Annotated in this window: 13 protein-coding genes; 8 read left to right on the top strand and 5 right to left on the bottom strand. The window is 44.7% G+C overall.

Annotated features, from left to right (window positions below; translation table 11 throughout):
• Positions 1-223: 223 nt before the first annotated feature.
• The 4 genes from gyrB to dnaA form a co-directional block, all read right to left on the bottom strand.
• Entirely contained in the window at positions 224-2,653 is a 2,430-nt protein-coding gene (gyrB, locus tag A3773_RS15870) for a DNA topoisomerase (ATP-hydrolyzing) subunit B (RefSeq protein ID WP_067988158.1), read from the bottom strand.
• 30 nt (positions 2,654-2,683) lie between these two features.
• Positions 2,684-3,766, bottom strand: coding sequence for a DNA replication/repair protein RecF (gene recF / locus A3773_RS15865; protein ID WP_067988156.1), 1,083 nt, complete (start codon positions 3,764-3,766; stop codon positions 2,684-2,686).
• Positions 3,767-3,858: 92 nt separating this feature from the next.
• On the bottom strand, positions 3,859-4,962 hold the full coding sequence (dnaN, locus tag A3773_RS15860; protein WP_067988153.1) for a DNA polymerase III subunit beta: 1,104 nt from the start codon (positions 4,960-4,962) through the stop codon (positions 3,859-3,861).
• A gap of 48 nt (positions 4,963-5,010) precedes the next feature.
• Positions 5,011-6,582: a chromosomal replication initiator protein DnaA gene (gene dnaA / locus A3773_RS15855; RefSeq protein WP_067988150.1), complete on the bottom strand. Its 1,572-nt coding sequence runs from the start codon at positions 6,580-6,582 to the stop codon at positions 5,011-5,013.
• 836 nt (positions 6,583-7,418) lie between these two features.
• On the opposite strand from dnaA, the gene rpmH reads away from it, so the two are divergent.
• The 4 genes from rpmH (at position 7,419) to mnmE (ending at position 11,115) form a co-directional block, all read left to right on the top strand.
• Positions 7,419-7,553, top strand: coding sequence for a 50S ribosomal protein L34 (gene rpmH / locus A3773_RS15850; RefSeq protein WP_067867899.1), 135 nt, complete (start codon positions 7,419-7,421; stop codon positions 7,551-7,553).
• Positions 7,554-7,582: 29 nt separating this feature from the next.
• Positions 7,583-7,954 carry a ribonuclease P protein component gene (gene rnpA / locus A3773_RS15845; RefSeq protein WP_067988147.1) on the top strand — a complete coding sequence of 124 codons (372 nt, stop codon included), beginning with the start codon at positions 7,583-7,585 and terminating at the stop codon, positions 7,952-7,954.
• Between the two features lie 15 nt (positions 7,955-7,969).
• A complete protein-coding gene (yidC, locus tag A3773_RS15840) occupies positions 7,970-9,619 on the top strand; it encodes a membrane protein insertase YidC (RefSeq protein ID WP_067988145.1) in 1,650 nt (549 codons plus the stop codon).
• A 128-nt stretch (positions 9,620-9,747) separates the two neighbouring features.
• Positions 9,748-11,115 carry a tRNA uridine-5-carboxymethylaminomethyl(34) synthesis GTPase MnmE gene (gene mnmE, locus A3773_RS15835; protein WP_067988141.1) on the top strand — a complete coding sequence of 456 codons (1,368 nt, stop codon included), beginning with the start codon at positions 9,748-9,750 and terminating at the stop codon, positions 11,113-11,115.
• A gap of 114 nt (positions 11,116-11,229) precedes the next feature.
• Here mnmE and amt read toward each other — a convergent pair whose 3' ends face one another.
• Positions 11,230-13,524: an ammonium transporter gene (gene amt / locus A3773_RS15830; protein WP_067988138.1), complete on the bottom strand. Its 2,295-nt coding sequence runs from the start codon at positions 13,522-13,524 to the stop codon at positions 11,230-11,232.
• A 1,107-nt stretch (positions 13,525-14,631) separates the two neighbouring features.
• Here amt and mnmG point away from each other — a divergent pair.
• From mnmG to A3773_RS15810, 4 genes are read left to right on the top strand one after another with little or no spacing between them, the layout of a single operon-like run.
• Complete coding sequence (gene mnmG, locus A3773_RS15825; RefSeq protein ID WP_067988135.1) at positions 14,632-16,542, top strand: tRNA uridine-5-carboxymethylaminomethyl(34) synthesis enzyme MnmG; 1,911 nt, start codon at positions 14,632-14,634, stop codon at positions 16,540-16,542.
• A complete protein-coding gene (gene rsmG / locus A3773_RS15820) occupies positions 16,542-17,180 on the top strand; it encodes a 16S rRNA (guanine(527)-N(7))-methyltransferase RsmG (RefSeq protein ID WP_067988131.1) in 639 nt (212 codons plus the stop codon). The genes mnmG and rsmG overlap by 1 nt, the downstream gene beginning before the upstream one ends.
• A gap of 2 nt (positions 17,181-17,182) precedes the next feature.
• Positions 17,183-17,977, top strand: a complete 795-nt coding sequence (locus A3773_RS15815; RefSeq protein ID WP_067988128.1) for a ParA family protein — start codon at positions 17,183-17,185, stop codon at positions 17,975-17,977.
• A gap of 3 nt (positions 17,978-17,980) precedes the next feature.
• Positions 17,981-18,859: a ParB/RepB/Spo0J family partition protein gene (locus tag A3773_RS15810; RefSeq protein WP_067988126.1), complete on the top strand. Its 879-nt coding sequence runs from the start codon at positions 17,981-17,983 to the stop codon at positions 18,857-18,859.
• Positions 18,860-18,987 lie beyond the last annotated feature (128 nt).

The raw sequence follows: 18,987 nt of genomic DNA, 5'->3' as shown, positions 1-18,987 counted from the left end.
CTCATTATGGCGATCAGAATGGATAATCCCTTAATGGTTGAAGGCTTATCCTCAATCAGACTTTTCACACGGTCTGGGCACAAAGCTGACTTTTGCCTGAGCCTGGATAGAAATTAAAAAGCAGCCATTCAGCTGCTTTTCAATTTCATTCTAAATAATGATCTCATTTCACTACATATGAGATTTCATTTCATTACTTATGAGAACCGACAGTACTTACAACTTACACGTCCAAGTTAGCAACTTGTAGTGCATTGGCTTCGATAAAGTTACGACGCGGTTCAACTTCATCACCCATTAGGGTGGTGAATAGCTGATCGGCGGTAATCGCATCTTCGATTGTCACCTGAAGCATACGGCGCGACTCTGGGTCCATGGTGGTTTCCCAAAGCTGTTCTGGGTTCATCTCACCTAGACCTTTGTAGCGCTGGATGTAGTGACCACGGCGGGATAGATCCAGTAGCCAGTTGAGGCCTTCTTCAAAGTCGGTGATTTCACGGGTGCGCTCGCCCCGTTGTAGGTAAGCACCTTCTTCAAGTAAGCCTGCCAGTGTACCGGCCATTTTAATAATGGACGCGTATTCACGGGAGGCGAAGAACTCTTCATTTAGAACGTAGTCATGGGACACGCCGTGTTGAAGCATCATCACTTTAGGGACAAAGTTGCTGTGTTCTTTATCTTCTACCACGACACATTGGTAGCTCACCGCTTTATCAGAGAAGCCGGCAAGGGCATCATCAAAGATGTCACACCATTCAGCGACAGCCGCTTGGTCTGTCATTGTTTCACGTGGGAAAGGCACGGATACGTTGATAAGCGATTTAAGTAGGGCAAAAGGATATACACGAGACATACGGTTAATGGTGCGAATAACCGCACGGTAGTCGTATATAAGCGTCTGTAGCTCTTGACCGCCAATACCTGGTGCATTTGGATTAACGTGCAAGGTTGTACCGTCTAGGGCGCCTTGCAGTAAGTATGAATCCAAAGCTTCATCATCTTTAAGGTACTGCTCTTGCTTACCTTTCTTGATTTTGTACAGCGGTGGCTGAGCGATGTAGATGTAGCCCCGTTCAATCAGTTCCGGCATCTGACGGAAGAAGAAGGTCAGAAGTAGGGTACGGATATGGGATCCATCCACGTCGGCATCGGTCATGATGATGATGTGGTGGTAACGTAGTTTGTCTGGGTTGTACTCTTCGCGACCTATACCACAGCCTAGGGCTGTGATCAGTGTGCCAACCTCGACCGAGCTTAGCATCTTGTCGAAACGTGCTTTTTCTACGTTAAGGATTTTACCTTTAAGCGGTAGAATTGCCTGCGTTTTACGTGAACGGCCCTGTTTAGCCGATCCACCCGCAGAATCACCCTCCACTAGGTAGATTTCGGACAGTGCAGGATCTTTTTCCTGACAGTCAGCAAGCTTGCCGGGTAGGCCAGCGATATCTAGTGCGCCTTTACGACGTGTCATCTCACGGGCTTTACGCGCCGCTTCACGGGCACGGGCAGCGTCGATCATTTTAGATACGACCGCTTTGGCTTCCTGTGGGTTTTCACGTAGGTAGTCGGCGAGTAGTTCACCCATCGTCTGCTCAACCGCAGATTTAACTTCAGATGACACTAACTTATCTTTGGTCTGTGATGAGAACTTAGGATCAGGCACTTTAACCGAAATAATCGCGGTTAGACCTTCACGGCTATCATCACCTGTTGTGCTAACTTTACCACCTTTGTTAAGGCCTTCGCTTTCAATATAGGTATTTAAAGAGCGAGTCAGCGCGGCACGGAAACCTGAAAGGTGGGTACCACCATCGCGCTGTGGAATGTTGTTAGTAAAACAGTGAATACTTTCTTGGTAGGAATCATTCCACTGCATCGCTACTTCAACCGCTACGCCGCTTTCGTGATCAGCGGTAAAGTGGAAGACTTTATTGACGGTGGTTTTGTTGGTGTTTAGGTAGTCAACAAATGAACTTAAACCACCTTCGTATTCAAACACTTCTTCAATGGCTGAACGCTCATCTTTAAGGACAATACGAACACCAGAGTTCAAGAATGATAGCTCACGAAGACGTTTTGCGAGTATCTCAAACTTAAAGGTTAAGTGATTAGTAAAGGTATCTTCTGAAGGCCAGAAACGTACCATAGTACCGCTGGTATCCGTTTCTCCAACAACGGTTAAAGGCGACTGTGGTTCACCGTGTGAGTAAACCTGCTCATGCACTTTGCCGTTACGACGGATGGTCATTTTTAATTTGGAGGAGAGGGCGTTTACAACAGAGACACCTACGCCATGCAAACCACCGGATACTTTATAGGAGTTATCATCAAACTTACCGCCGGCATGGAGCACCGTCATAATAACTTCGGCAGCTGAGATCCCTTCCTCTTCGTGGATATCGGTTGGGATACCACGACCGTTATCGGAAACCGTAACACTCTCGTCAGGGTGGATGACGACTTTAATCTCGTCACAATGACCCGCTAAGGCTTCATCGATCGAGTTATCAACAACCTCAAATACCATGTGGTGCAGACCTGTACCGTCGTCTGTGTCACCAATATACATGCCTGGGCGTTTCCTGACTGCATCTAGGCCTTTTAATACCTTGATACTGGAGGAATCATAATCTTGATTATTTTCGCCGCTCATTCAAGTCTCCTAACGCTTCCGTACAGTGAGTTAGCAAAGGCTACCTTCTGCTATACGAAAAGTGGCTATTTCCGTTTGTGGACTCCAGTATGTCTTTAAAGCACTGTCGTCGACACAAGTTATAAAACACTGGTTAGAGCTTTGCTCCAACACTTTACAAAACAGTTCTCCATGTATCTGGTCTAACTCTGACGGTAGGTCATCAATTAGATAGATACAGGGGCGGCTGTTCATCCGCTGAAACAGTGCACCTTGAGCTAACTTAAGTGCACTGACCACTAATTTTTTCTGGCCTCGGGATAAACGCTCTGCCGCATTGTGGCCATCCACTTTTAAACGCAGATCTGCCCGTTGAGGTCCGTTGCCGGTAAAGCCTTGACGAAGGTCACGTTCAAAGTTGCTCGCTAACACTTCATCTAACTGTCGTTTTTTATCCCAGCCGTAGCTAAAACCCAACTCGATTTTGGTACCCTCAAGTAGCTGTGAAACCACCGAATCAAACTCCGGTTTTAGCAAGCTGAGGTACTCTTTTCTCAAGCGAGTTAGCTGGTCTGAAAAGGCGATAAATTCACTATCCCAAACCTGACGTAACTGATTGTCAATCTTACCACATTTAAGCAGTGTGTTCCGCTGTTTTAATACTCTTCTAAAGCCCCTCCAGAGCTGAATAAAGGCTTTATCCGCATGAAAAACACCCCAGTCTAAAAACTGACGTCTAATCGCGGGTGATCCTTCTAATAGCTGGAAGGTATCCGAGTTAATGACCTGCAGTGGAATAAGCTCGGCGAGGGTGGAAAGACCGATATCTGAGCCTTCAAAACGGATCCTTGCTTCCCCTTCAGCGGGCCGCTCAACCCCGAGGGATTGTTTTAAACCTTGCATCATCGGATCGATAGAACCAAACACCACCGAGGCGAGCTGATCGTTTTGTACGACATGGTGGGCTTTATTGGTTCGGAAGGAGCGGGTCAGGCCCAATATATTGATCGATTCTAAGATGCTGGTTTTGCCGCTGCCGTTTTCACCACAAATAATGTTGATAGCAGGGGATGGCTCAATATTAATTGAGCTGATATTACGCACACGCTGAATCTGAAGCTTAGATATGGACATCAGGAGGGAATAAAGCATGGGGGCTGATCACAGCCCCCAGGTCTAAAAATATCCGGGTGTAATTCGGTACTTATCACAAGAGGTACGGCGAATTACATACGCATTGGCATAACAACGTATAGGTTTCCTTCTTCATCAAACCCTTCAACCAGCGCACTGGAGTTGGAATCCGATAAGGTTAAACGCACAACGTCGGAGTTAAGAATAGATAAGCAATCTAGTAGGTAGTTGACGTTAAAGCCAACTTCTAAACTATCGCCATCATAATCAACCGCGAGTGTTTCTTCCGCTTCTTCCTGCTCTGGGTTATTGGCCATAACCTGTAGATAACCGGGAGAAAGGGCAAGACGCACACCACGATACTTTTCATTGGAAAGAATCGCGATACGGCTGAGTACTTGGCGTAGTTCCATGCGATCACTTAACAGAATCTTGTCGCCATTTTTCGGAATAACGCGTTCATAATCTGGGAACTTGCCATCAACAAGCTTAGATGTGAAGGTGAAATCACCCACATGGGCACGAATATGGCTGGCACCAATCACCAAACGTAATTCCGCATCGCCATTTTGCAGTAGGCGTGCAAGCTCAAGAATACCTTTGCGCGGTACAATAATCTGATGTTGAAGACCATCTTCTGCTTCGACGTCGGTCACACTGGTCGCGAGACGGTGGCCATCGGTTGAAACCGCACGGAGCTTACCATCAGCAATCTCTAACAGCATACCGTTTAGGTAGTAGCGCACATCTTGCTGCGCCATTGAGAAACCTGTTTTATCAATCAGGTTACGCAACTGCTGTTGAACCATCGACAACTCAAGGGTTTCTGGACTGTCTTCAACATTTGGAAATTCTGCGGCAGGCAGTGTAGATAAGCTAAAACGGCTACGCCCCGCTTTAATGACCATTTTTTGGCCTGTAAGCGTCAGCTCGATCCTTGCGGAATCAGGCAGTGACTTACAGATATCCATCAGCTTACGTGCTGGCACTGTAACTGAGCCGGCTTCAGCAGGCTCGTCCAGTGTCACACGTCCAACCAGTTCGACCTCTAGGTCAGTACCGGTCATGGACAGCTGATCTCCTTCAGCTACCAATAAAATATTGGATAGCACTGGCAATGTCTGTCGGCGCTCAACCACACCTGCAACTAGCTGCAGTGGCTTAATCAGCGCTTCACGTGAGATGACAAATTTCATCGTTTACCCACCTACCTTTGATATATGGCCGGATTAAGACCGGTATATTTACGCCGTTAGATGGCGCAGTAAATTCTTATAATCTTCTCTGATATCCGCATCACTCTCTCGCAACTCCTTTATCTTACGACAAGCATGGAGCACAGTAGTGTGATCACGACCACCAAACGCATCACCAATTTCTGGCAAACTATGGTTAGTCAGTTCTTTCGATAAACTCATCGCCACTTGGCGCGGTCTAGCAACAGAACGGCTGCGTCTTTTCGACAGCAGATCAGAAACCTTTATTTTATAATAATCAGCTACAACTCGTTGAATATTATCAATACTAACCTGTTTATCCTGCAATGCCAGCAGGTCTTTTAGAGATTCTTTAATAAAAGGTGTTGTTATGGCACTGCCGGTGAAGTGAGCGTTAGCAATGACACGCTTTAAAGCGCCTTCAAGCTCACGCACATTGGATCTAATTTTTTGAGCAAGGAAGAAAGCAGCATCATCCGGTAAACGGACACGGGCTTCATCCGCTTTCTTCATCAATATAGCGACACGCGTTTCTAGTTCAGGCGGTTCGATAGCAACGGTTAAGCCCCAACCAAAGCGGGATTTTAGGCGCTCTTCAACACCATTAATCTCTTTAGGGTAACGGTCACTGGTCAGGATCATCTGCTGACCGCCCTCTAATAGGGCGTTAAACGTGTGGAAAAACTCTTCTTGCGAACGCTCTTTGCCCGCAAAAAATTGAATATCATCTATTAGTAACGCATCCACTGAACGGTAGTAACGTTTAAAATCGTTGATCGCATTAAGCTGTAACGCTTTCACCATATCGGCCACAAAGCGTTCGGAGTGTAGATAAACGATCTTCGCGTTTGGATTACGCTTAAGCATCTCGTTACCCACCGCGTGCATCAAGTGGGTTTTACCTAAGCCCACACCCCCGTAGATAAACAGAGGGTTATAGGATACACCTGGGTTGTCGCCCACTTGCCGAGCCGCCGCTAATGCAAGTTGGTTCGATTTACCTTGGACAAAGCTCTCAAAGGTAAACGATTGGTTCAATTTAGATTGTGGATGTTTAAGCCCACCTTCAACATTAACCATACGTTCATTCATAGGTTGCTGTTGGGGGGTTGGCATATGCATCGGCATAGGGATCTGAGAAGGCTCAGGCTCTTGTAGGCCCGGCTGAAAAACATTCTCTCTTGGTGTTTCGACGATAGGTGACGATGAACCTTGCGACCCAACCGGCTCAAATGCGCCATTCGAGTCTGCATTAAACGAGTCTGCATTAAACATAGTATCTACCGGACGCGCGGGAGCAGGGCGGCGGGCCGCAATCGCAGCCGTACGCGGACGGGGCGCAGACGCACCACGGTTATTCGCGACGTCTAGCGCAACTTCTGTAGCGATATCACCGCTAACATCACAAACCACTTGGCGGATGCGTGAGAGGAACTTGTCATTCACCCAATCACGTACAAAACGGTTGGGGGCTACCAGAACTAACCGATCAACACTTTCTGGTGCGACTTTTAATGGTCGAATCCATGTATTAAATTGCTGAGCCGGAAACTCATCCTGAAGGCTATGTAAACAACGCGCCCATAGTTCCGTCGACATAAGGGAGAGGCCCTTCTCTATCCTGTAATTATGTTTATTAGTATTTCACTCTGGACAAGCAGAAGAACTGCACACAAAGAGATACTCAGAGTTATAGAAGGATTCTAACCACTTCTGACTCACTTATCCACAAAGCAATCCTCTTTTTTGCAAATCTTTTTGTAATTTTTATATTACTCAAAAGCCTTATAAATAGTGGCGTTGGCGATTGTTTATTAAAAGAATTTTATTTGTTAAATCACAACTAACCCACTTTTAATCCCCAAAGTTATACAGGAAACGAGGGGCTTTGTTTTCGGGTGCTGGCAGGAGTTATCCACACAATTAACAGAGTTAGTAACAAAACCGTTCATCGGGCTCAATTTAAGGGGATTTATCCCCTAAGCGAGGCGTTTAATCTAACCTCCTTTTTGGCCAGTTATTCAACCCAACGAAAACGCCTTAATCGAGAGCTGGGCGCTCGGTAATAAATAATCCTTATCACTGGGCCTCTAAAGAGATCACTTTAAAGGGGCGAATCTAACACCGCTTTACTCTAAACTAGGTAAAATAAGGGCGTGCTTATCATCAATGGCCGCGGTTCAAGTGATCTATCTGCATTAGGTCGCCGCCCCCGTTCGCTCTTCAAATACGGCGCGACAACGGCGATATTCGTGATTCTCCTCCCATATATCGCCTTAGAAATGAAATAAAAGCGTTCATTTGCTAAAAAACAGTGATTATTAGTAAAAATAGATTGAACCCTCCCAACAAATTCACTAGAATTCCGCCTCTATTTTTCGCGTGGTCAATTGGCTACGTATTCCATTCATCAAACGCGTTGGCAGGATTGACCGATGAAAAGAACATTTCAACCAAGCGTACTAAAACGTAAACGCACTCATGGATTTCGTTCACGTATGGCTACTAAAGCTGGACGTGCGGTTATTAACCGCCGTCGTGCTAAAGGCCGTAAACGCTTGTCAGCTTAATGGCTGACAAAACGGTCTGGTTTATTTGAATGACCGAATTCAGTTACCCACGCCGGTTACGTTTGTTAACCGGCCGGGACTTTCAATGTGTGTTTGACGACGTACAGTTGAAGGTACCAGACCAGCCTCTCCTCATACTTTCTCGTCCCAACGATCTTGACCAAGCTCGAATTGGTTTCGTTATTTCCAAAAAAAATGTTCGTCAAGCGGTGAAACGTAACCGTGTTCGGCGTATCATTCGCGAATCTTTTCGTCTGAATCAACATGATTTACCTGCTGTGGACATCGTTATCCTTGCTCGAAAGGGCTTAGGTGAGATGGAAAACCAAGACGTCCATAAGCTGATGAAGAAATGCTGGTCCCGATTGAATAGTAAATCGAGAAAGTTAAAGAAAACCTGATTTGGTCCCTAACCCATGGATGTACAGCGCATAATTCTTATTGGAGCACTTTGCCTGATCAGCTACATGCTGGTGCTACAATGGAACCAAGACTACGGTCAACAACCTCAAGCTGAGCAAGTAACTACGTCTGTTTCTGCTTATGAAACACCCGCTAGTGTTTCTGACCTACCCGCAGCAACAGAAGAGAGTGCTCAAGCTGGTGATCTACCCGCTACAGCCGTTCAAGCGAAGAAAGCATCTCTTGTTGAGGTGAAAACTGACGTATTGAATGTAACGATTGATACTAAAGGTGGCGATATTATTCAGGTATCTTTACCCGAATATAAAGCACTCCTTGGTTCTAATCTTCCGTTTGTATTACTTGAGCAAACACCTGAACGTACTTACGTTTCTCAAAGTGGCCTTGTTGGTAAAAATGGCCCTGACGGTAGTGCATCAGGTCGTCCAACGTACGCTATCACCCAGAGTGAATTTACTTTAGGTGATCAAGACGCGCTCTCGGTTGATTTGACTTACACTGCTGACAACAATGTCCAAATCACTAAACGTTATACCTTTAATAAAGGGTCTTACGAGATTGGACTTGAGTTTATTGTTAACAACCAGTCGCAAGAAAGCTGGTCTGCTAACTTATTCGGCCAAATTAAACGCGATCAGAGCCCAGACCCTACATCAACAACAGATATGGGTATGCAATCCTATTTAGGTCCGGTTTTCTCTACTCAGGAGAGTAACTACACTAAATATGATTTTGATGATATCGACGAAAAGCCATTTAAAGAAACAAGCTTGGATGGTTGGGTTGCTATGTCCCAACATTACTTCTTGAGTGCTTGGATTCCCGAAAAAGGCGCTGAATATAATTACCAAACGCGTAAGCTAAACGGTAACTATATTGCGGGCTTCCTTTCGCCTGACTTTACTGTTGAACCTGGAAGCAGCAAGACAGTAAGTGCTACCTTCTATGCCGGTCCTAAAGATCAAGACATTATGGAAATGGCTGACGAAAACCTTAAGCTAACTGTCGATTACGGTGTGCTTTGGTGGATCGCGTCCCCTCTATATATGTTACTAAAATGGATCCATGGTCTTGTGGGCAACTGGGGTCTTGCGATCATCGGTATCACAATCCTGGTTAAAGCCGCACTGTTCCAGCTGAATGCAAAAGCTTTCAAATCGATGGCGAAAATGCGTAAGTTTGGTCCAGAGATGACCCGTCTTAAAGAGCTTTATGGTGATGATCGCCAGAAGATGTCTTCCGAGATGATGAAGCTTTACCAAAAGGAGAAGATCAATCCTTTAGGTGGTTGTTTGCCTATTGTTGCTCAGATGCCGATCTTCATTGCGCTTTACTGGGTATTGATGGAATCCGTTGACCTTAGACATGCTGAATTCCTGTACTTAGCTGACTTGTCAGTTAAAGACCCGTACTTCATCCTACCGATTATTATGGGTGCAAGTATGTTTATTCAGCAGATGTTGAACCCGACACCTCCAGATCCAATGCAGGCGAAGATCATGAAGATGCTACCTATCATGTTCACCTTCTTCTTCCTTTGGTTCCCAGCAGGTCTGACCCTTTACTGGGTAGTAAACAACGTGTTGTCTATTGCTCAGCAATATGTGATCAACAAACAGATAGAAGCCGGAACAGATAAGTAGCTATTACTTAGATAAATCCGCTCATAAAAAGCCGCTATACTTTAGCGGCTTTTTTGTGCCTGATCACCGGCCTTTAAAATGATAAACTGCGCACACTTACGATTAGAACAAACCTGTAGAGAGACACTATGACACTCACCGCCAAAGATACTATTACAGCTCAAGCCACGCCTCCCGGTCGTGGTGGTGTTGGTATCGTTAGAATCTCCGGCCCGATGGCTAAAGAGATCTCAACCCAGGTTTTAAAAACTGAGCTAAAGCCCCGTTATGCCTATTATGGGCCTTTCTATGACGCAAACGGGCAAGAGATAGACCAAGGGATCGCCCTCTATTTTCCGGGACCTAACTCGTTCACTGGCGAAGATATACTTGAACTACAAGGCCATGGCGGCCCGGTTATTGTGGATCTGATTTTAAAACGCGCAATAGAGCTCGGTGCACGTTTAGCTAAGCCTGGGGAGTTCTCTGAGCGCGCGTTCCTCAACGATAAATTAGACCTCGCCCAAGCCGAAGCGATCGCTGACCTGATTGATAGTTCGTCAGAACAAGCCGCACGCTGTGCTATTCGCTCGCTACAAGGCGAGTTTTCAAGCCGTATACACGAGCTAGTAGAGTCCTTAATCCTGCTACGGATCTATGTGGAAGCAGCGATCGACTTCCCTGAAGAGGAGATCGACTTTCTGGCCGATGGCAAAGTACTCAAAGACCTTAATACCATCCTAGGGAAGATTACCGACGTTCAAGTCGAGGCAAAGCAGGGGAGTTTACTGCGTGAAGGGATGAACGTGGTTATCGCCGGTAGACCTAATGCCGGTAAGTCCAGCCTACTTAATGCACTGGCAGGGCGTGAAACCGCGATAGTAACGGACATTGCAGGTACAACACGGGATGTATTAAGGGAGCATATTCATATTGATGGTATGCCGCTTCATATTATCGATACCGCCGGTTTACGTGATGCACCCGATGAGGTTGAGCGGATCGGTATAGATCGCGCGTGGCAAGAGATAAAAAAAGCCGATCTTGTTTTGTTAATGGTAGATAGCCAATCAACTGAAACGGATAACCCAGAAAAAATCTGGCCTGAATTTGTACACCAACTGCCCGATTCTAGCAAAATTACAGTGATCAGAAATAAAGCTGATTTGAGCGGTGAAGCCATTGGTATTCGCGAAGCCCATGACCATACAACCCTCACATTATCGGCCAAATCTCAAACCGGTATAGACCTATTACGTGACCACCTAAAACAGTGCATGGGCTTTAGCTCAACAACAGAGGGGGGCTTTATGGCAAGACGACGCCACCTTGATGCATTGGAACGTGCTCACGCATTGTTACGTATAGGACAAACACAGTTAGAGGTAAACGGCGCAGGGGAACTACTGGCTGAAGATCTACGCCAAGCGCAACACACCTTGAACGAAATCACCGGTGCCTTTTCATCGGATGACTTACTGGGTCGGATATTTAGCTCGTTCTGTATCGGAAAGTAATTAATCACTTACCTTTGATATTAGGCAAGTAGTAGCGTTCTACACACGCTAAAACGATAACCTGCCCCAATAAAAAAGGCCGCATTAAGCGGCCTTTTTACTGAATGATCAACATTAAGCCACGTTTTTAGAGGTCTTAAAGCTGGCCACAACCGATTCTAATTGCTCCATATCTGTATGCATATTGCCCGCATATACTTCCAGTTCAGAGCTAAGCGATTGAGCATTACTCGCTTCCGAGTGAATGCTGTTTAAACGTCCCTTTAGCTGTTCAGAAGACTCCACCTGCTGTTCCGCGACCGTCGCGATCTGCTGGTTCATATCGTTAATCTGCAAGATGGATTGGGTAATTGAGCGCAGTGAATCAGCCGCCACCAGCGAACGATTAACACTCTCCTCAGCCGTTTGTTTACCATAATTCATCGTGTTGGAAAGGTAACCGATCTCACCTTGTAAACTCGATATTTTGCCTTGGATATCTTTGGTTGCCTGCTCAGTACGCACCGACAAGTTTCTCACCTCATCCGCAACAACCGAAAAGCCTCGGCCTTGATCACCGGCCCGCGCCGCTTCAATCGCAGCATTGAGTGCAAGCAGGTTGGTTTGCTCGGCAATGGTCTGAATCAATTGGATGATTTCACCAATGGATTCACTTTCATCCTTTAGACGATCAGTCAGTTGAGTCGCTTCATCTATATTATTCGCTAGCTCATCAATTTTCTGCTTCACCATCTCAACTTCAGCCTCACCATTGGCAACCATTTGAGATACACGACCGACCTCATTGGCTCCCTGATGGGTGCTAACTGCGGTCTGCTGAGAGGTCACTGTAAACTCATGCATCAACCCGGTAGCGGCTTCTGTTTCCGCCGTTTGGCTGCTCATACCTAATGAGGTGTGTTCGGAGGCATGTTTAACTTTTTTGGCTGCAATTAACCCCCGTTTTGACACTTGAGACATGGTATTAACCGCCGTTTCAAGCTGATCAAGCAATGAGTTAAAGGCTTGGGCCGTTTCACCCGCCTCAGTCCCATGCTCCACATCAGCACGTAAACTGAGGTCCTTATTCGTAATAATGGTTTGTACGGTATTCATGGTTTCAAGCCATGCCGTACGTGCATTATGTTCTGAAACATTTAACCCAAGTACCTCTTCTTCCGGCGTAATACGCAACTGACCAAACAAGCTTAATAACCAGAAAAACACGAGTCCTGTACCAAACGCCCAGAAAAACACCGTGATAATACCGGTTAACTGAACGATTACTTGATCCATTCGGCTATCCAGTGGCAGGTTCTCCATCGGCGCAAATAACGCTAAAGCTAATGTACCCCAGACACCACACATACCGTGAACAGCTACCGCACCAATAGGGTCATCCACTTTCATCCAGTGCAGTAGAATATATTCAGACATATACAACACCATGCCTGAAATCACACCCGTGATAATCGCACCCCAAGGCCCCAATACTTGGCAACCGGCCGTAATACCGACCAAACCAGCCAACACACCGTTAAGCACTTTAGGAATATTCACTTTACCCTGATCGATCACTAGCGAGATCAATAGGGCGGTTAATCCCCCCGCCACAGCGGATAGGTTTGTGTTTACCAAAATAAGCGGTACATCTTCATTTACCGCAAGGGTACTACCGCCATTAAAGCCAAACCAACCAAACCAAATAAGGAAAACACCCAAAGTTGAAAGAACGAGGTTGTGGCCTGGTATATCCTGAACCTCACCATTCTTTTTAAACCGTCCAAGACGTGGGCCCAGCATTAATGCGCCAGCAAGTGCAATCCACCCGCCGACGGAGTGAACAACCGTTGAGCCTGCAAAATCAACAAAGCCCTTTTGTTCTAACCACCCCCCATCACCACCAACCAATGCGCTACCCCAGATCCAATGACCAGAAATCGGGTAGATAACACAGGATATAAAGGCTGATATGTAAAGGTAGTCCTGAAACCTCATCCGCTCAGCGACAGCACCCGCTACAATCGTCGCAGCGGTGCCCACAAACATCGCTTGGAAGAGAAAGAAAGCGTAATCTTGCGGCCCATTAATATGGGTATCCGCCGTGGTAAAGTCACCCAGCAGACTGTAATTGTCGACGCCGAACATCAATCCAAAACCGAGCAACCAAAAACCTAAAAAGGCGATCACAAAATCGGCAATGTTTTTAATAGCCACGTTATAGCTATTCTTTGCGCGTATAGAGCCCGCTTCTAATGCGGTAAAACCCGCTTGCATCAAAAAAACCATCGCCGCAGCAATGATGACCCATAAACTATCAAGCCATACTTTTACATCAATTAATTCTTCAGACGCATAAGCAGGCGATCCTACCAACCACAACACCACCAACCCCCATTGGTAATGTTTAGTTATGCTACTAGCCTTCATTGCATACCCCCTAAGAAAGCAAAATAGTGTTAACAGCCTATAAGCAACTATTAAGCCACTTATAAGTAGGGAGATAGGGGACGCTAGTAGGGTAATCTGAACGAATTGCACGATAAAAGTGCATCGAAAAAATAGTAATGACTGAGTGCACTGAATGAGTGCGTAACTTTGTTTTTTTTATTGAGTGTGTGTTCACTATCTAGCCGTTTAGATGGATAAAAAAAGGCTAATAGGAAAACCCAGAATATGAGTTCTCACCCTTTTCTCCTTATTGATAGCTCAAAGAACAGCGCGGTGTTCTCAAAGAGAAATCACTAGGGTGCGCTATTAACGTGAGGTAAATTGATATTAAATGAATTTTATTGAATATAATTAATATAAGAGTCGTGTATTTCCCCTAAAACCTAAGTTAACCCCTCTCTACCCAGCTAATTTATAAATTTTTAGCCAATAAAGTTGTACATAGAACCCCCCATTCGTTACACAATTAAATAAAATGTTATTACCAGCTTATCCACAAATCTATTTTTGTGGAAAACTTATACATTTATAAAAACTGTTGATTATTTAGCTTTTTTATCGATAAATATCATTATATATCAATAACTTAATACAAAAACGGCATTGATCTATATTTAATCAAAAATATAATGACAATTTGTTGGTAAATCTTATCTACAAAAGCTGTGTGTAAACTGTATTAAGCTCGGTCAGTAACATAGGGATAAGGATGTGGATAATTCCCCCTGTGGGTAAGTAGGCTATATATCCACAACTTACACGGAGGCTTTGCAGACAATGTATCCACCTTTAGATACCGATTATCATTCTTGTAATCTATTGAAATACAAAGAAAATATTCAGTTACCACCAGAAAAGTGGCTCCCTAATAACAATCATTAAAATAAGAAAACATATATATATTCTTTAAATAATATAATTCTTTATATAAAAAAGAAGAATCTAAGAGCTGTATAAAAAATGAACATTCCTAATAGGCGGAAGTGCAGGTATAATCAGCCTCCATTTCAAAAACCGTATTCAACACAAGTGCTCGAAACGTCTTAACCAGATCTAACAGCATTCTTTTTTAGAGGTAATACAACAGTGGATTTTCCAACCCACTTTGATGTCATTGTTATCGGTGGTGGCCATGCAGGTACTGAAGCTGCATTAGCATCAGCCCGCACAGGTGCAAAAACATTATTGTTAACCCATAACATTGAAACCTTAGGCCAAATGTCCTGTAACCCTGCCATTGGTGGTATCGGTAAAAGTCATTTGGTTAAGGAAATTGATGCGTTAGATGGCGCAATGGCACGTGCTACGGACAAAGGTGGTATTCAGTTTCGTACATTGAATTCACGTAAAGGCCCAGCCGTTCGTGCGACACGAGCACAAGCTGACCGAATTCTTTACAAAGCAGCGGTAAGAGAGATTCTTGAAAGCCAACCCAATTTAGATATTTTTCAACAATCTGCTGATGACCTGATTATTGAAGGTGAATCGGTAAGAGGGGTTGTGACCCAAACAGGGATTCGCTTTAAAGCAAAATCGGTTGTGCTAACCGCCGGTACCTTCCTTGGGGGTGTTATTCATATCGGTTTGGAACATCACTCAGGTGGGCGAGCAGGTGATCCACCTTCCATCGCCTTAGCTAATCGCTTACGTGAACTTCCTTTTCGTGTAGATCGACTAAAAACAGGGACGCCGCCAAGAATCGATGCGCGAAGCGTTGATTTCTCTGTTATGCAGGAACAGCCGGGAGATACGCCAACACCGGTTATGTCATACATGGGTAAGTTAAGTGATCATCCTGATCAGATCAGTTGTTATATCACTTACACCAATGAGCGCACCCACGATATTTTACGTAGTGGTTTAGATCGATCGCCCATGTATACGGGTGTTATTGAAGGGGTTGGTCCACGTTATTGCCCTTCAATTGAAGACAAAATTATGCGCTTTGCTGATAAAAATCAGCATCAAGTTTTTGTTGAACCTGAAGGTTTAACAACAAACGAGCTTTATCCCAATGGGATTTCAACCAGTTTGCCATTTGATATTCAGTTAGCGGCGGTTCAATCAATCAAAGGGTTTGAAAATGCCCATATTGTTCGCCCTGGTTACGCAATTGAATATGATTTTTTCAATCCGCAAGATTTAAAGCATACTCTTGAAACCAAATATATGGATGGTTTGTACTTTGCGGGCCAAATCAATGGTACGACCGGTTATGAAGAGGCGGGTGCTCAAGGCTTATTAGCGGGTGCAAATGCAGCACTTAGGGCATTAGATAAAGACCAGTGGTATCCCCGTAGGGATGAAGCTTACATCGGTGTATTGGTCGATGATCTGATTACTTTAGGTACATCAGAACCTTACCGAATGTTTACTAGCCGTGCTGAATACCGTCTTATTTTAAGAGAAGATAATGCGGACCTTCGCTTAACTGAAAAGGGTCGAGAGTTAGGCCTTGTGGGTGATGAACGTTGGCAGGCATTTTGTGAAAAACGTGAATCTATAGAGCGTGAACAGCAGCGTCTTAAAGAAACATGGATTCAACCAGGGTCTGCTGAAGCGGCTAAATTAGCACCTAAGCTGAAGTCTCCGTTATCCCGTGAGTATAATCTGTCTGACCTATTAAAACGTCCAGAACTAAGCTATTCCGATATCGCCAACTTAAAAGGTGAGGGTGTCGAAAGCAGTCAAGTATCTGAACAGGTCGAAATTCATAACAAATATGCAGGTTATATCGATCGTCAAAAAGATGAGATCGAGCAGATGCGCCGTCAGGAAAATACGGGATTGCCTGAAGGGTTTGATTACGACCAAGTGGGTGGGTTATCAAACGAACTTAAAGCCAAACTGAAAGATGTGCGCCCTGAAACCCTATCACAAGCGTCACGTATTCAAGGTATGACACCCGCAGCGATCTCTTTGTTGCTTGTTTATTTGAAAAAACATCAATTAAGTAGCAAGCAAACGGCAGGTAAGTCAGAGCAGGTTGCGAGTTAATGAATCAATTTACACATGATGGTTTAGAATCGGCGCTGAAAAACGGTATTAAAACGCTAGGTTTAACGATTAGCGATCAGCAGGTTGATCTTTTGATTCGTTATCTAAACCTACTTATTAAATGGAATAAAGCGTATAACCTAACAGCGGTTAGAAATCCGCTAGAGATGGTTAATCGTCATTTGCTGGATAGTTTAAGTATTGTGCCTTATATCGAAGGTGATCGAATCATCGATGTTGGCAGCGGGCCTGGACTACCGGGTATACCGCTTGCTATATGTTACCCCGAGCGTGCGGTAACTACGTTGGATAGTAATGGCAAAAAAACGCGGTTTCAGCAGCAAGTTAAAACAGAGTTATCACTTGAAAATTTGACGATTGTTAATGATCGTGTAGAAAATTGTCAATTTGAGCCTTTCGATCAGGTTATATCTAGAGCTTTTGCCTCAATAGAGGATATGATCAAGTGGACCCATCAGCTTTGTAAAAAAGAGGGTGTTTTTCTTGCAATGAAAGGCTTGTATCCTGAAGATGAACTATCGGCACTGCCCGATGGTTTTGAATTAAAAACCTGTCACCGCTTGCAAGTTCCGGAGACAGAAGGGGAAAGGCATTTGCTAGTTTTAGGGAGACGCTAGGCGTGGCGAAGATCTTAACGATCACAAACCAGAAAGGAGGCGTAGGTAAAACAACGACCTGCGTAAATCTGGCTGCTTCATTGGCCGCTACCAAAAAGCGAGTACTCTTGGTGGATCTCGATCCCCAAGGCAATGCGAGTATGGGGAGTGGTGTCGATAAACATACACTTGAAAATACAGTGTATGAAGTTTTAACGGATAAAGTGCATATTCGTGAAGCGATTGTTAAGGATACGGTTGGAGGTTATGACCTTATTGGCTCCAATGGTGATCTAACTGCTGCGGAAGTTGAGCTGCTTCAAATTCCCCGTCGTGAATTTCGTCTTAAAATGGCGCTAATAGACGTTGCCGATGAGTATGACTTTGTCTTGATAGATAATCCGCCCTCACTCAATTTACTGACAGTCAATGCGTTAGCCTCGTCGTCAGGGGTTATTATTCCAATGCAATGTGAATATTATGCATTGGAAGGTATATCCGCACTGATTGGTACAATCGACAAAATTAATAAACGTTTAAATCCCGTACTTAGAATAGAAGGGATTTTGCGTACCATGTTTGATCCACGTATGAGCCTTACAAAAGATGTATCGACTCATCTGGTTGAATATTTTGGTGATAAAGTTTATCGCACCGTTATTCCAAGAAATATCAGACTCGCTGAGGCGCCAAGCCACGGTTTACCTGCGCTTTTATATGATAAAAATTCTCGCGGTGCTGTAGCATACTTAGCATTAGCGGGTGAGCTTATCCGTCGCACAAAGTTGGAAGAAAAAGAACAATCACAGGAAGCATAATTGATGGCTAAAAAACGTGGTCTAGGAAAGGGTCTGGATGCTCTATTATCGAGCGTTAGAGATGTTGAAGACAATGTTTCAACTCAAGGTACGGAATCACTAGACGGCTATCGTTTACTGCCTGTTGATGTGATTCAGCGTGGACGCTATCAGCCTAGACGCGATATAGAGCCTCAAGCACTTGAAGAGCTCGCTAACTCGATCAAAGCACAAGGGGTTATGCAACCTATAGTGGTGCGTCCTATCGACTCTGATCGGTATGAGATCATCGCGGGTGAGCGACGCTGGCGAGCAACTCAGATGGCAGAATTAACCGAAATTCCTGCCATTGTAAGAGATGTGCCTGATGAAGCGGCCATTGCGATGGCGCTGATAGAAAATATTCAACGTGAAAACCTCAATCCGATCGAAGAAGCGATCTCTCTACAACGTTTGCAGGATGAGTTTGAACTTACCCAGCAAGAAGTTGCTGATGCCGTAGGTAAATCCCGTTCAGCGGTCACGAACCTTTTACGCTTAATGAATTTAAGTGAAGAGGTGAAGAAAATGCTTGAATACGGTGATCTAGAGATGGGTCATGCCCGGGCATTACTTGCGTTAGATGATGACGCTCAACTACAGATTGCTAAAGAGGTTTCAGGCCAAGGTTTATCTGTTCGTCAAACTGAAGCCTTAGTGAAAAAAATACAACAAGGTGGCAAACCTACACCTGAAAAAGTTAAGCCTGAGCTCGATCCTCGTTTGAGCGAGTTAGCAGGTGAACTATCAATACGCTTTGCAACAAATGTTGCCATCAGTGAAAACGCTAAAGGCAAAGGAAAAATCACTATCAACTATGACGATACTGAAACCTTAGATGCAATACTGTCTTTACTGAAATAAGCGGTCTTAATACTACTTTCGCACTTAAAAAATGGACTTAGCGCATTATCTGATACGACATTAGTGCAAATGCTTAAACTGACTGTTGTCTCTGAAGCGTTAAGCCCATATAATCGGCACGCATTTTG

Source organism: Neptuniibacter pectenicola (assembly GCF_001597735.1).
GTDB lineage: Bacteria > Pseudomonadota > Gammaproteobacteria > Pseudomonadales > Balneatricaceae > Neptuniibacter > Neptuniibacter pectenicola.
The sequence above is the reverse complement of the archived record's forward strand: the minus strand, read 5'-3'. Positions and strand labels throughout refer to the sequence as shown.

What these genes read in the sequence shown, in the direction of transcription:
- gyrB (WP_067988158.1), bottom strand. Translation starts at nt 2,653, where the DNA reads ATGAGCGGCGAAAATAATCAAGATTATGATTCCTCCAGTATCAAGGTA.
- recF (WP_067988156.1), bottom strand. Translation starts at nt 3,766, where the DNA reads ATGTCCATATCTAAGCTTCAGATTCAGCGTGTGCGTAATATCAGCTCA.
- dnaN (WP_067988153.1), bottom strand. Translation starts at nt 4,962, where the DNA reads ATGAAATTTGTCATCTCACGTGAAGCGCTGATTAAGCCACTGCAGCTA.
- dnaA (WP_067988150.1), bottom strand. Translation starts at nt 6,582, where the DNA reads ATGTCGACGGAACTATGGGCGCGTTGTTTACATAGCCTTCAGGATGAG.
- rpmH (WP_067867899.1), top strand. Translation starts at nt 7,419, where the DNA reads ATGAAAAGAACATTTCAACCAAGCGTACTAAAACGTAAACGCACTCAT.
- rnpA (WP_067988147.1), top strand. Translation starts at nt 7,583, where the DNA reads ATGACCGAATTCAGTTACCCACGCCGGTTACGTTTGTTAACCGGCCGG.
- yidC (WP_067988145.1), top strand. Translation starts at nt 7,970, where the DNA reads ATGGATGTACAGCGCATAATTCTTATTGGAGCACTTTGCCTGATCAGC.
- mnmE (WP_067988141.1), top strand. Translation starts at nt 9,748, where the DNA reads ATGACACTCACCGCCAAAGATACTATTACAGCTCAAGCCACGCCTCCC.
- amt (WP_067988138.1), bottom strand. Translation starts at nt 13,524, where the DNA reads ATGAAGGCTAGTAGCATAACTAAACATTACCAATGGGGGTTGGTGGTG.
- rsmG (WP_067988131.1), top strand. Translation starts at nt 16,542, where the DNA reads ATGAATCAATTTACACATGATGGTTTAGAATCGGCGCTGAAAAACGGT.
- A3773_RS15810 (WP_067988126.1), top strand. Translation starts at nt 17,981, where the DNA reads ATGGCTAAAAAACGTGGTCTAGGAAAGGGTCTGGATGCTCTATTATCG.